The 12,873-nt window shown below is 70.9% G+C and carries 10 protein-coding genes and 1 pseudogene; 4 read left to right on the top strand and 7 right to left on the bottom strand.

Annotated elements, in window-relative coordinates; translation table 11 throughout:
* Nucleotides 1-55 precede the first annotated feature (55 nt).
* The 3 genes and pseudogenes from IC535_RS07115 (at nt 56) to IC535_RS07105 (ending at nt 2,431) form a co-directional block, all read left to right on the top strand.
* A complete protein-coding gene (locus tag IC535_RS07115) occupies nt 56-1,114 on the top strand; it encodes a sensor histidine kinase (RefSeq protein WP_228885589.1) in 1,059 nt (352 codons plus the stop codon).
* The gene (locus IC535_RS07110) at nt 1,107-1,739 is read left to right on the top strand and encodes a response regulator transcription factor (RefSeq protein ID WP_228885588.1); all 633 of its coding nucleotides are present in this window, start codon (nt 1,107-1,109) and stop codon (nt 1,737-1,739) included. The genes IC535_RS07115 and IC535_RS07110 overlap by 8 nt, the downstream gene beginning before the upstream one ends.
* Nucleotides 1,740-1,976: 237 nt before the next feature.
* A pseudogene (locus tag IC535_RS07105) lies at nt 1,977-2,431 on the top strand (REP-associated tyrosine transposase).
* A 61-nt stretch (nt 2,432-2,492) separates the two neighbouring features.
* Here the strand turns inward: IC535_RS07105 and IC535_RS07100 are convergent.
* From IC535_RS07100 to IC535_RS07070, 7 genes are read right to left on the bottom strand one after another with little or no spacing between them, the layout of a single operon-like run.
* Nucleotides 2,493-3,263, bottom strand: coding sequence for a 2,3-dihydro-2,3-dihydroxybenzoate dehydrogenase (locus IC535_RS07100; RefSeq protein WP_228885587.1), 771 nt, complete (start codon nt 3,261-3,263; stop codon nt 2,493-2,495).
* On the bottom strand, nt 3,260-7,171 hold the full coding sequence (locus IC535_RS07095) for a non-ribosomal peptide synthetase (protein ID WP_228885586.1): 3,912 nt from the start codon (nt 7,169-7,171) through the stop codon (nt 3,260-3,262). The genes IC535_RS07100 and IC535_RS07095 overlap by 4 nt, the downstream gene beginning before the upstream one ends.
* Nucleotides 7,168-7,419 carry a phosphopantetheine-binding protein gene (locus tag IC535_RS07090; RefSeq protein ID WP_228885585.1) on the bottom strand — a complete coding sequence of 84 codons (252 nt, stop codon included), beginning with the start codon at nt 7,417-7,419 and terminating at the stop codon, nt 7,168-7,170. The genes IC535_RS07095 and IC535_RS07090 overlap by 4 nt, the downstream gene beginning before the upstream one ends.
* On the bottom strand, nt 7,416-8,051 hold the full coding sequence (locus IC535_RS07085; RefSeq protein WP_228885584.1) for an isochorismatase family protein: 636 nt from the start codon (nt 8,049-8,051) through the stop codon (nt 7,416-7,418). The genes IC535_RS07090 and IC535_RS07085 overlap by 4 nt, the downstream gene beginning before the upstream one ends.
* Nucleotides 8,051-9,700, bottom strand: coding sequence for a (2,3-dihydroxybenzoyl)adenylate synthase (locus IC535_RS07080; RefSeq protein WP_228885583.1), 1,650 nt, complete (start codon nt 9,698-9,700; stop codon nt 8,051-8,053). Before IC535_RS07080 ends, IC535_RS07085 begins: the two co-directional genes overlap by 1 nt.
* 15 nt (nt 9,701-9,715) lie before the next feature.
* Nucleotides 9,716-10,894 (bottom strand): isochorismate synthase, encoded by a 1,179-nt coding sequence (locus IC535_RS07075; RefSeq protein WP_228885582.1) that lies wholly within the window; start codon nt 10,892-10,894, stop codon nt 9,716-9,718.
* Nucleotides 10,891-12,090, bottom strand: a complete 1,200-nt coding sequence (locus tag IC535_RS07070) for an MFS transporter (RefSeq protein ID WP_228885581.1) — start codon at nt 12,088-12,090, stop codon at nt 10,891-10,893. Before IC535_RS07070 ends, IC535_RS07075 begins: the two co-directional genes overlap by 4 nt.
* A 249-nt stretch (nt 12,091-12,339) precedes the next feature.
* On the opposite strand from IC535_RS07070, the gene atpC reads away from it, so the two are divergent.
* Nucleotides 12,340-12,801 (top strand): ATP synthase F1 subunit epsilon, encoded by a 462-nt coding sequence (gene atpC, locus IC535_RS07065; protein WP_228885580.1) that lies wholly within the window; start codon nt 12,340-12,342, stop codon nt 12,799-12,801.
* The last annotated feature ends 72 nt before the right edge of the window (nt 12,802-12,873 follow it).

Raw genomic sequence — 12,873 nt, 5'->3', positions numbered from 1 at the left:
CCGTCCCCGCACGCGCCTGCCGGGCGCCCGTTACGTGACAGGGAGAACAGTCCCGATGCCCGCACTGCCCTCGCGCCGCCCGCTCGCCCTGCTCGCCCTGGGCGCGGTGATGGCCGCGATCTTCGCCGCCGACACCGTCACCGATTACGCGGTGGCTGCGGCCTGCTTCTATGCCGCGGTGATCCTGGCCGCCTCGCGGCTGTTGCCGCGGCGCGGCCTGATCGCGCTGGCGGCGGTCTGCATCGTCCTGACCGGGCTGAGTTTCTTCCTGACCCGCTTTGGCACCTACCGGATCGGCCTGGTCAATTCGGCGATCGGCATGCTGGTGATCGGCATCACCACCTATCTGACGCTGAAGATGGAAGCGGCCAAGGCCGCCGTGCACGAAGCCCAGGCGCGGCTGCTGCGGGTGGCACGCGCCTCCACGGTGGGCGAGCTGACCACGTCGATCGCCCATGAGGTCAACCAACCGCTGGCGGCAATCGCCAGCAGTGCCGAGGCCAGCCAACGCTGGCTGGCGCAGCAGCCGCCGAACGTGGACAAGGCGCGGCAGACCCTGGCACGGATCCTGGCCGATGCGCACCGCGCCAGCGATGTGATCGCGCGCATCCGCGGGCTGACCCGCGGCGCGGCGCCGCAGCGCCAGGGCTTCGACCTCAACCTGGCGGTGGAAGAAATGCTGGCGCTGTCGCGCAGCGAGCTGGACCAGCATGGCGTGGTGGTGGCCACCGTGCTGGCTGACGGCCTGCCGCCGGTGTTCGCCGACCGCGTGCAGGTGCAGCAGGTGATCGGCAACCTGATCCTCAATGCGGTCGATGCGATGGCCGAGGTACCGGCTGCACAGCGCCGGCTGTCGCTGGTCACCGCCGGCGAAGGCCGCGACCAGGTATCGTTGCGGGTGCGAGACCGCGGCGTGGGCCTGCCGCTGGAAGCGCCGGAGCGGGTGTTCGACGCGTTCTGGACCACCAAGGCGCTCGGCCTGGGCCTGGGGCTCAGCCTGAGCCGCAGCATCATCGACGCCAACAACGGCCAGATCCGCGCCGAGCGCCCGGCCGGTGGCGGCGCCTGTTTCGTGTTCACCCTACCGGTGGCCACAGGCGGCGCCCATGCGTAGGCCGGCCCCGCCCGCCGCCGAGCCGGCGCCGATGGTGTATGTGGTCGACGACGACCATTCGGTGCGCGCCGCGCTGGAAGACCTGCTGGCGTCGATGGGCCTGCAGGTGCGCGCGTTCGCCTCCACCGCCGCGTTCCTGCAGCACCCGCGCGATGACGCGCCGGCCTGCCTGGTGCTGGATGTGCGCATGCCTGGGCAGAGCGGGCTGGAGTTCCACCGCCAGATGGCCGGCCACGGCCTGCACCTGCCGGTGGTGTTCATCACCGGCCATGGCGACATCGCCATGGGGGTGAGCGCGATGAAGGACGGGGCGATCGAATTCCTGACCAAGCCGTTCCGCGACCAGGAACTGCTCGACGCCATCCACCTGGGCATCGAGCGCGACCGCCAGCGCCGCCGCGACGGCGATGCGCTGGAAGAACTGCGGCAACGCTGGGCGCTGTTGAACGCTGGCGAGCGCGAGGTGGTCGACGGCGTGGTGCGTGGCCGCCTCAACAAGCAGATCGCCGCCGACCTGGGTGTCAGCGAAATCACCGTGAAAGTGCGCCGCGCCCAGGTGATGCGCAAGATGCAGGCCCGCAGCCTGGTCGACCTGGTGCGAATGTACGACCGGCTGGCGCCGTAGGTCCGGCGCAGTGTCGATGCTCTCCGTTCCTGCACCACGCCGTACGACGATGCGTCGGATCTACCCCTACGCGGGGCACCTCCGTTGGTAGATCCGACGCATCGTCGGATGCTGTTCGTTCCGGGACCGCGGTGTCCGAACATGGTTCGGGCCTACCCCCTGTGCTGTCGTCTGCCTGATATGGATTCATGGCAATGCCCGATGTGGGGCATGACCTGATACGCAAATCATGTGGGCATGACCAATCCACGTCTGCGTCAAGGTCGTCACTCACAGGTCGGCCAGGTCTATGCCCTGACCACAGTGGCGTATCGACGCCAACCCCTGTTCACCCCCCGGACAATGTCGAGCAGATCATAGGTACCTTGCGCTTCATCGAAGCCGAGCGCATCACCTGGTCGCTGGCCTGGGTGGTCATGCCCGATCACTTGCATTGGTTGATGCAGTTGCGGCAACGGACGCTGCCCGCCTGCATGCAGCTGTTCAAGTCACGTAGCGCACGTCTTCTGAACCGGGCCCTTAGCCGTAGCGGTCCCATCTGGCAGCGGGGCTTCTACGATCATGCGGTACGCAGCGACGAATCGTTGCATGCGCAGGCGCTATACATCGTCGCCAACCCGGTGCGTGCCGGCCTGGCCACCCGTCTGGGGGAATATCCCTACGCCTGGTGCCGCTGGCCATTGGATGGGTAGATCCGACGCATCGTCGGATGCTCTCCGACCCGGCGCCGCGCTATCCGAACATGGTTCGGACCTACCCCCGCAACGTCGCCCCACCATCCACATACAGATCACTCATGGCGATATGCCCGGCCTGGTCGGACAGCAGGAACATCACGGCATTGGCGATGTCCGCCGGGCTGGCCAGTTTCTGCAGCGGTATGCCGGTCTTGTATGTTTCAGGATTTCCCTGGATCACGCGCTGGACGCCCTGCCCGTCCGCCCACATGCCGGTCTGCATGGAGGTGAGCGTGGAGCCCGGCGCGACGATGTTGCAGCGAATGCCCAGCGGCGCCAGCTCCAGGCCCAGGCAGCGGGTGAACATGGTGGCGGCGGCCTTGGAGGCGGCGTAGGCGGCCATGCCGTGGCGCGGGACGCCCGCCGCATTGGAGCTGACCGTGACGATCGCGCCCCTGCGCCGCGGCGACATCACCCGCGCCAGCGCACGGGACACATGGAAAACGCCATCGGCGTTGACCGCGAATACCCGGCGCCATTGCGCGTCGTCGGTGTCGGCAACGGTGCCGGTCTGCAGCACGCCGGCGACGTTGATGGCAAACCCGATCGGGCCGATCTGGGTTTCCACCTCAGCCACCAGTGCATCCACCGCGGCCGGGTCGGTCACGTCCAGGGCTCTGGCGTGGACGGTCGACTGCCCTGCCCCGGCCGCGGTATCGGGCGCGACCACGTCGGTCGCGATCACGATACAGCCGCTTTCGTGCAGCTGCTCGACCAGCGCCGCACCAATGCCGCCGCCCGCGCCGGTGACCAGGGCGATGGTGCCGTCGAATCCAGTGAGTTTCATGCCGGTGTCCTGTGTGCGTCGTGCCGCCGAAGGTGCGCGGCCAGCCAGGGCGCGATCTGCGCCACGGCGTCGCGGCCGGTGAGTTCGGCGTGCAGGTAGGGAAGTTCGATCGCCTCCACGCTTGCGGCATGGGCCTGCCACAAGGTGGACTGCAGTTGCGGGCGGGCGGCGTGGTCGCGGCCGGCGCGCACGTGCAGCAGCGGGCCGTCGTAGTGCGTGTGGTGATGGGCGCGGATCAGGCGGTTGGTGCCGGTGACCGCACGGACCACGCCATCGAGCGCCACATCGGGCAGGTTGCCCAGCGCGCTGTCGCCGCGGCGCAGGAAGGCCAGGATGCGCGCGCGGCTGTCCAGTTCGGGGTGCGCGTCCGGATCATGGCCGGCGATCGCCAGCAGGGCGCGCAATGCCGCCACCGGGTCCGGTTCGGGCTCGGCCCGCCAGCACTCGCTGGGATAGGCATCGAGCAACGCCAGCACGCCGACTTCATGGCCGCGCGCACGCAAATGCACCGCCATGGCCTGGGCGAGGATGCCGCCGACCGACCAGCCGAGCAGATGCACCGGGCCGGGCCGGCCCAGCGCGAGGATGCGCTCGGCGTAGTCGGCCGCCAGCGCTTCGATGCTGGCGGGCAGCGGCCGGGTGGGATCGAGCGCCGGCGACTGCAGGCCCTGCACCTCACGTGCGGGTGAGAGTGCGCGGGCCAGGTCGCGGTAGTTCCAGGCGATGCCGCCAGCAGGATGGATCACGTACAGCGGCGCGAGCGCCGCATCTCCACTGGTCAGCCGGATCATCGGGGCGAGCCCATGGTCGGTGGCGGCCGGGGGCGCATCGATGCGGGCAGCCAGTGCGGCCACCGTCGGTGCGGCGAATACCGCGCCCAGGCCCAGGTCGCAGCGCCACCGCTGCTGGATCGCCAGCAGCAGGTGCACGGCGCTGAGCGAGTCGCCGCCCAGGGCGAAGAAATCGGCGTCGGCGCTGACCACCGTGTCCAGTGCCAGGGTCTGCGCGAACAGCGCGGCCAGCGCCTGCTCGGTGGCGCTGCGCGGTGCCTCGCCGGAACTGGGCGCCTGCGCCGGTGCCGGCAACGCGGCGCGATCCAGCTTGCCGTTGGCGGTGACCGGCCATTGCGGTAGTTCCACGAAGGCGCCGGGCACCATGTAATCCGGCAGGCGGCCGGCCAGATGACGCCGCAGCATCTCCAGGTCCGGCCCACCTGCGTCGAGGTAGGCCACCAGCCGCGGCTCGCCGGGGCGGTCTTCGCGCAGCAGCACCTCGGCGCGGGTCACGCCCGGTGCTGAGCGCAGTGCGGCATCGATTTCGCCGAGCTCGATGCGCAGGCCGCGCAGCTTGATCTGGTGATCGTTGCGGCCGAGATATTCCACCGCCCCATCCTCGCGCCAGCGCGCCACATCGCCGGTGCGATACAGGCGGCCACCGGCAACGAACGGATCGGGCAGGAAGCGCTCGGCGGTGAGATCGTCGCGGCCCAGGTAGCCGCGTGCCAGCTGCACCCCGCCGAGATACAGATCGCCGGCGACGCCGGGCGGCAGCGGTAGCATGCGCGCATCGAGCACGTACAGGCGGGTGTTCCAGACCGGATGGCCGATCGGCACCGGCGCGCTGGTGTCATCCTGGCCGGCCGGCCAGAAGCTGACATCGACGGCCGCTTCGGTGGGGCCATACAGATTGTGCAGCTCGGCCTGGAGCGTGGCATGGAAGCGGTCGCGCAGCGCGGCGTCCAGCGCCTCACCGCTGGTGAACACGCGACGCAGCCGCAGCCCGCGCGCGGCCGGGGCGGCCAGGAATGCGGCCAGCATCGACGGCACGAAATGCAGGGTGGTGATCGCGTGCTGGCGGATCAGTGCGGCCAATGCCAGCGGATCGCGGTGCGCCTCGGGCGGGGCGACCACCAGGGTGGCGCCGCTGATCAGCGGCAGGAAGAACTCCCACACCGACACATCGAAGGTGGCGGGGGTTTTCTGCAGGATGCGCTCGTCCGGCTGGATGGCGTAGTGCTCGCGCATCCACTCCAGGCGGTTGACGATGGCGCGGTGCTCGATCAGCACGCCCTTGGGCTCGCCGGTCGAGCCGGAGGTATAGATGACATAGGCCGCATCATCCGGCTGCAGTTCTGTGGTCAGCGCGGCGTCGTTGTGGCGCTGCCACTGGGAAGGGTCCAGCACGGGTGTGTCCGGGAACCGCGCGCGATCCTGTGCCAGCGCCAGCACGCAGGCCGGCTGCGCCGAGCGCAGGATCCGGGCCAGGCGCTCGTCCGGATGGGCCAGGTCCACCGGCAGGTAGGCGCCGCCGGCGCGCAGCACCGCGACCAGGGCGATGATCAGCTCCAGCGAGCGTGGCAGCGCCACCACCACCCTCGCCTCGCGGCCCACGCCCTGCGCCTGCAGCTGCAGGGCCAGCGCACGGCTGCGCCGCTCCAGTTCGGCGAAGGTCAGCTGCTGCACGCCGAACACCACCGCGGTGGCCGTCGGCGTCGCCGCCATCTGCGCGGCGATCAGCGTGGCCAAGGTGACCTCGGGCACCGGATGGGCCGTGGCGTTGATGTCGTAGAGATAGCGCTGCGCTTCGGCGGGCGTGCACAGCGGTACCGCGGCGATCGCGCCACCGGCGGCCTGCACCTCCAGCGCGGCCGACACGAAATGCAGCAGGCGCGCGGCATGGGCCTGCACCTGCCCGGGTGTATACAGCGTGGGATTGGCCTCGATCTCCAGATCGAGCACGGCCGTGCCGTCGCCACGGAAGCCGAGCGTCACGTCATCGACCGGGCCGGTGGACAGGACCTCGAGCGTCGCCGTCACGCCGGCCAGCTGCAGCGGCCGATAGAACGGCTGCACATTGACCAGCGGGCCATGCAGGCGGCGCTGGCCGCCGATCAGGCCGAGGTCGCGCCGCAGCTGCTCGCCACGGTAGCGGCCATGGCGCCGGCCGCGCACCAGGCGCAGTGCGATATCACGTACATAGTCATCCACGCTGCCCTGCGCGGCCGCCACCCGCAGCGGCAGGGCGTTCATCACCATCGCCGGGACGCGGGCGGAGACGCTGCCGAGGCGGCCCATGAAGGGCACGCCGATCACCGCCTCGGCGGCGCCGCTGATCCGGCGGCAGTACTCCGCGCCGAGCGCGGTCAGCAGGTCCGGCCAGGGCTGGCCGATCGCGGTGGCGGCGGCGTGCAGGCGCTCGCGCAGGGCCGGGTCGGTCGGCTGCACGTGGCGCAGCGCATCCGGCGCGGCCGGCGCCACGCCCGCCTGCAGCCCGGTAGCAGCCGGCGCGTCGGCCATGGCATCGCGCCAGTAAGCGGCATCGCGCAGGCGGCGCTCGCTGTCGCGGTACTGGATGTCTTCATCGAGCACGGGCAGCAGTGGCGCCAACCCGGCCTGCGGCGCACCGCCGGCATACAGGGCGCAGACGCGCTCGGTAAGCAGCCCCATGCCGTAGCCATCGGTGGCCAGGTGGTGCACGCGCAGGTACCAGACGCTGCGCGCCGGACCGAGCAGGAACAGGCGCTGTTGACTGAGGCGATCGCGGGCGGGATCGACCGGGCTGAGCCGGTCGCGCTGCATGGCCTCACGCGCGGCGGCAGCCGGGTCCGGGAGATCGGACAGATCCAGCACCTGCAGCATCGGCGTGTGCTGCCGGTCGACCCATTGCCCGGGCACGCCCTGCGCGTCCTCGACGATGCGCAGCGCCAGCGCCTCCGCTTCCTGCGCGGCTTGGTCGGCGGCATGCGCGAAGGCAGCGACATCCAGCGCACCTTCTATCCAGACGGCGTGGGCGGTGTTGAACGCGGGGTTGTCCGGCGCCAACCGCTGGGCATACCACAGACCGGCCTGGGCCTCGCTCAGCCCATGGACAATCGACGCAGCCGTCGCCGGCACCGCACCAGCATTCATGCGCCGGCCGCCGCCCGGGCCTGCAGGCGCTGCACCACGCCCCACCAGCCGCCCAGCGTGGCGTGTTCGGCCAGATGGCTGAATTCCAGCGCGATGCCGGTGTTGCCCCAGGCCAGCACCAGGCCGAGCACGCGCATCGAATCCAGCCCCAGGTCCATCAGGTTGTCATCGTCGCCGATGTCCTCGGGGACTTCGCCGAGCATGCCGGCGACATCGGCGCGCATGCGCTCCAGGGTCAGTGCGCTCATGCCAGCGCCTCCAGCAGCTGACCGGTGGTCATCGGCACGCCGCAGGTACGGGCGATCCAGTGCAGGGCCAGGTCGTGGTCGGCACGCGAGAAATCGGCGACTGCATCGGCGGCGATGAAGCTCTCGATGTCGCGCTGGAAACCTTCGGCCACGGTGGCGGTGCAACCGATATGCGCGTACACGCCGGTGACCAGCAGCTGGTCGCGGCCACGGGCGCGCATCAGCGTTTCCAGGTTGCTGCGCTGGAACGCGCTGTAGCGGTGCTTGACCAGCACATGGTCGCCCTCCACAGGGGCCACGGCCTCGATGATGGTTTCGTGTGCCTCGGTGGCGGACATGCCCGGGCCCCACAGATCGGCCTGCAGGCCACGATCGCGCCGGTCCTGGTTGCCGCGCTGGGCGGTGTAGAACACCGGGATGCCACGGGCACGGCAATGCGTGAGCAGGCGCGCGATGTTGGCCACGGCCGGGGCCAGCGGCGCTGCCTCCGGCGTGAAGGCAGCCAGGAAGTAGCGCTGCATGTCGTGCACCAGCAGCGCGACGCGTTCGGGGTGCGGCTGCCAGGCGCCGCGCGCGGTGGGCAGTTCGGCCTGGGTCGGCAGCGGATAGGGTTGAATCTTGGGCAGCGCCATCAGCGCGTTTCTCCTGTCTGTTGCATGAAACCTTCGCGCAGCCGGGCACGCAGTTCGCGGCGGCTGACCTTGCCGACCGCGGTGGTGCCGAAGGCGTCGACGAACACGATCTGATCCGGCACCTTGAACGCGGCCAGGCCGCGGCCGCGCACCCAGGCCTTGAGGCCGGCGGCCTGGGTCGGCTCGCCCTGGGCGATGATGAAGGCGCAGCTGCGCTCGCCGAGGTAGGCATCCGGGAGGGAGACCACCGCCGCGTCGAACACGCCCGGGTGCGCCAGCAGATGGTCTTCGATTTCCTCGGCGGAGATCTTCTCGCCGGCGCGGTTGATATGGTCGCCGGCACGGCCCTGCACCACCAGGTAGCCACCAGGCAGCTGCTGCACCATGTCGCCGGTGCGGTAGTAGCCGTCTTCGGTGAAGGCGCGCGCATTGGCGGCCGGGTCGTTGTAGTACGCACCGATGGTGTAGGGGCCGCGGGTCAGCAGGTGGCCGGTGCTGCCCGGCGCGACCGGGTTGCCGAGGTCGTCGACCACCAGTACTTCGTCGTCGGGCGAAATCGGGCGGCCCTGGGTGCCGATCACCAGTTCCGGCCGATCGTGCAGGCGGGTGTAGTTGACCAGGCCTTCGGCCATGCCGAACACCTGCTGCAACTGGCAGCCCAGCCCCTCGATCACCCGTCGCGCCGCTTCGGGCACCAGCTTGGCGCCTCCCACCTGCACCACCTGCAGGCTGGACAGATCGTGCGTGGTAGTGGCCGCGGCCTGCACCCACAGCAGCGCCAACGGCGGCACCAGGCCCACGCAGGTGACTGCTTCGCGTGCGATCAGCGGGAATGCACTGTCCGGCCCGGGGCCGGGGCTGAGCACCACCCGCGCGCCGGCGTACAGCGCACCGAAGAAGCCTGGCGAGCTCATCGGAAAATTGTGCGCGGCCGGCAGCGCCACCAGGTACACGCTGTCGCGGCCGATCCCGCAGATCTCGTTGCTGGCGCGGAACGAATAGATGTAGTCGTCGTGGGTACGCGGAATCAGCTTGGGCAAGCCGGTGCTGCCGCCGGACAGCTGCAGGAACGCCACCGACTGCGGGTCCGGATCCGGCGGCAGCGTTGCCACCTCGCCGTCCAGGTCGGCCACCGCCAGGAACTCGGCCGCCTCGCCGACGATCACTACCGTGGCCAGGGCCGGCAGCTGCGCCTGCAGCGCACGCGCCAGGCTGCGGTAGTCGAAGCCGTCCTGCCCGGCCGCGGCGATATAGGCTCGGGCATGCGCGGTGCGTGCCACGTGCGCCACCTCGGTCAGCCGGTGCGCCGGCAAGGCGAATACCGGCACCAGCCCGGCGCGGAACAGCCCGCATACCACCGTTACGAATTCGGGCACGTTGCCCAGCTGCACCACTACCGTCTGCCCCGGCAGCAAGCCGGCGGCAAACAGGCCCGCGCCAATCCGCCCGGCCTGCGCCCACAGCTGGGCATAGCTCAGGCGCACCTGCCCGCCGACCACGGCAATGTCATCGGCATGCTGCGCCGCACGCGCGCGCAGGAAGCCGGGGAAGGTCTCGCCACGCCAGTAGCCGGCCGCGCGGTAACGCGCCGCCATTGCCGCCGGCCAGGTCTGGCGCAGCGGTGGCCGGGTGCGGGAAGGTTCGTTCATCACAGGCTCCACGATTCAGACGGGGGTGCTGGCGTCGACGCCGAGCGCGTTCAACAGCGCACCGAACTTGGCCGCGGTCTCGGCCACCTCCAGCAACGGTTCGGAGCCGGCGACGATGCCGGCACCGGCATATACCTGCACCTGCCGGCCCTGCACGCGGGCGCAGCGGATCGCCACGTACCAGTCGCCATCGCCGTCGGCATCGAGCCAGCCGACCGCGCCGGCATAGAAACCGCGCGGTGCCGGCTCGAGCGCGGCGATGGTGTCCAGCGCGGCCTGGCGCGGCGTGCCGCCTACCGCCGGGGTGGGATGCAACGCGGCCAGCAGGGTGGCCACGCCGGTGGTCGGCTCGTCCAGCGTGGCGCGGATCGGCGTGCCCAGGTGCCACATGGTGGCGGTGGCGTGCAGCGACGGGCGCGGCGCGGCCTCGATGTGCCGGCACCACGGTGCCAGCCCGGCCACGATCGCTTCGACCACGTGACGGTGTTCGTCCTGGTCCTTGGCCGAGTCCAGCAGCGCCTGCGCGGTGCGCGCGTCCTCGACCGGATCGGCCTGCCGGCGCGCCGAGCCGGCCAGCGGGTGCGACAGTACTTGGCGGCCGCGCCGCGATACCAGCAGTTCGGGGGTGGCCCCGACCAGCCACGCCGGCGGTTCGGGGACCGGCACCGGCAGCGGCACCAGGTAGGTGGCCACGCTGGGGTCGTGGCCCAGCCGCTGCGCCAGGGCGTGCGCTGCGATCGGCTGCGCGCTGTGCAGGCGCAGGCTGCGCGCCAGCACCACTTTCTGCAGTGGCGCGGCCGGATCGCGCAGCACCGCCAGCGCGCGGCGCACCGCATCGGCATAGCCGGCAGCATCCGGTTCGGCGTGGAGCGTGCCGGCAAAGCGCGGCACTGCCGGCAACCCGGTGGCGGCCGCGGACGATACCTGCTCGGGCTGGTACAGCGCATCGTCGGCGTGCGGATCGAACGGCACCGCGCCGACCAGCAGCGGCAGGCCGGCGCGCGGCGTGGCGAAGAACGCCGCCACCCGCGTGGCCAGGCTGGCCAGTCCCGCGCGTGGCAAGCGTGCCCGGCAGCCCTGCGCCTGCAGGGCGCGCAGCGGCGCGCGCAGCAGGAACTGCACCGGCAGCGAGGCGTCCTGGCTGCCCGACAGCGCCTCTTCGGCCGGCGCCGGCCGCTGTACGCTGTCGTTCATGCGTCCCCCTGCGCGCGGTGGCGCAGTGCCGCCACCGCCAGCACCAGCAGCAGCATCCCCACCAGCAGGTACGGCGCACTCGGCCACCACTGGTACAACAGCGTGCCCAGCATCGGGCCGATCACCATGCCCAGGCCCTGCACCGACGCCACCGTGCCTGCCGCCGCGCCCTGCTCATGGGCCTGCACCGCGTCGGCGGCCAGCGCCTGGAACGAGGGAAACACAAAGCCCATCCCGAACGCGGCCAGCGCATAGGCGAGCAGCAGCTGCCAGGGCGCCTGCACCAGTGCCACCGACGCAAAACCGAGCGCGGCCAGCAACGCCCCGATCGCAATCCAGCGTCGCGGCGGCACCCGGTCCAGTTTCATCACCAACACCTGCGCCAGGATCAGCCCGACCCCGACCGCAGTCAGCGCCAGCCCGGCCATACGCGCGCCATCGGCCGGCGACAGGTGCAGCCGGTCGATCGCAAAGAAGCCCACGGTGACCTGGGCGATGGTCACCGAGATCATCGCGGCGAACACCGCCAGCACCGGCAGACGCAGGCGCGGGTCGGTCCAGCCCAGCCGCGGGCGCGGGCCGGAAACGGCCATGGCCGCCGGTGCGCTGGCCGGCAGGCGCCAGGCAATCACCAGCAAGGCCAGCAGCGGCAGCAACGCGGCCACATACAAGGTCAGCGACAGCGCATGGAAGGCGATCCAGCCGGCTGCGGCCGGGCCGATCACCATGCCCACCGCGTTGGCGGTGCCCAGCTTGGCCATCGCCGCGGCACGCTGGCCCGGCGCGGCGCCGTCGGCGACCAGCGCCGCGGCGGTGGGCGGCACGGCCGCATAGAACAGCCCGACCAGCGCGCGCGTTCCCACCAGCACCAGCACCGACAGCCACAATGCCGGGGGCCGGCGCAGCGCCACGTCGACGAACACCGCCAGCGCCACGTAGATCACCGCATAGGCGGCCAACGCGATCAGCAGCACGCGCTTGCGCCCGATCCGGTCGCTCAGGGCGCCCCAGCGGCGCGCCGACAGCATCCACAACACGCCGGCGGCGGTCACCGACAGGCCAGCATGCCATTCGGCCAGGCCGAGCAGACGCACCACCGGCCCGATCACCGCCACGAAGGCCATCATCGCCATGGTGCCGGTCAGGGCTGCCAGGACCAGGGCAGGCAAACCGGGTACTACCGAACGTTCACGCATAACCACCACTGCCAATCCAGGGAAGAGCGCACCGCGCAGGCGCGCGGGTACGTCGAATCGATCGGCTGGGGCGGCGCGTGGCCGCCGTGGCTATCCAGTCAAATGATAACAGGTCGCATTTGCGATATCAGCGGACCTGTCCGCCGTGTTCATGTCGGCCGGCCTTCCGCGCGCGGATGCAGGTTGATCAACGGCTGCCTACATCGACCCGACTATGCTGGCTTCCATTCCCGATCCAGGCACCGCGCAATGGCGTCACCGCCGTCTCCCGACGTGCTCCCGGGCATCATTCCCGATGCCGCACAAGGCCTGTCGGCGCAGATCATCAGCCTGGTCGGCGAAATATGGAACGGCCCGGTGCGCGAGATCAGCCTGCCCGGCAGCGAAGGCCGCTTCGGCGTGCTGGCCGGGCACACGCCGCTGCTGGCGCTGTTGCGCGAAGGCATGGTCTCGGTGTTTCCGCTCGATGCCGCCCCGCCGCTGCATGTGTACGTCCCCGGCGGGCATGTGGAAGTGCAGCCGGGCAAGGTGATCGTGCTGGCCGATCTGGCCCTGCGCAGCGACGACCTGGATGCTGCCCGCGCCCGCGCCGCACGCGATGCGGCCGGTTCGCCGTTGGCCATCGCGCTGACCGACCCGGACAACGCCAAGGTGCACGCCGAGCTGGCGCTGTTGCTGCGCCAGCAGCTGCGCGCGCTGCCGTTCCGGTAACCCCCTCCGCCGTCGCCCCACCGCTTCGCGCGCGATCGCAGCACTGCGGCGTTTGGTCACGCCAGCCCCGCC

The organism is Stenotrophomonas rhizophila (genome assembly GCF_020857975.1).
GTDB classification, from domain to species: domain Bacteria; phylum Pseudomonadota; class Gammaproteobacteria; order Xanthomonadales; family Xanthomonadaceae; genus Stenotrophomonas; species Stenotrophomonas rhizophila_C.
The sequence above is the reverse complement of the archived record's forward strand: the minus strand, read 5'-3'. Positions and strand labels throughout refer to the sequence as shown.

Excerpts from the sequence above, each read along its gene's own strand:
- IC535_RS07080 (WP_228885583.1), bottom strand. The coding sequence starts at position 9,700 with ATGAACGAACCTTCCCGCACCCGGCCACCGCTGCGCCAGACCTGGCCG.
- IC535_RS07095 (WP_228885586.1), bottom strand. The coding sequence starts at position 7,171 with ATGAATGCTGGTGCGGTGCCGGCGACGGCTGCGTCGATTGTCCATGGG.
- IC535_RS07085 (WP_228885584.1), bottom strand. The coding sequence starts at position 8,051 with ATGGCGCTGCCCAAGATTCAACCCTATCCGCTGCCGACCCAGGCCGAA.
- IC535_RS07090 (WP_228885585.1), bottom strand. The coding sequence starts at position 7,419 with ATGAGCGCACTGACCCTGGAGCGCATGCGCGCCGATGTCGCCGGCATG.
- IC535_RS07115 (WP_228885589.1), top strand. The coding sequence starts at position 56 with ATGCCCGCACTGCCCTCGCGCCGCCCGCTCGCCCTGCTCGCCCTGGGC.
- IC535_RS07100 (WP_228885587.1), bottom strand. The coding sequence starts at position 3,263 with ATGAAACTCACTGGATTCGACGGCACCATCGCCCTGGTCACCGGCGCG.
- IC535_RS07070 (WP_228885581.1), bottom strand. The coding sequence starts at position 12,090 with ATGCGTGAACGTTCGGTAGTACCCGGTTTGCCTGCCCTGGTCCTGGCA.
- IC535_RS07075 (WP_228885582.1), bottom strand. The coding sequence starts at position 10,894 with ATGAACGACAGCGTACAGCGGCCGGCGCCGGCCGAAGAGGCGCTGTCG.
- IC535_RS07110 (WP_228885588.1), top strand. The coding sequence starts at position 1,107 with ATGCGTAGGCCGGCCCCGCCCGCCGCCGAGCCGGCGCCGATGGTGTAT.
- atpC (WP_228885580.1), top strand. The coding sequence starts at position 12,340 with ATGGCGTCACCGCCGTCTCCCGACGTGCTCCCGGGCATCATTCCCGAT.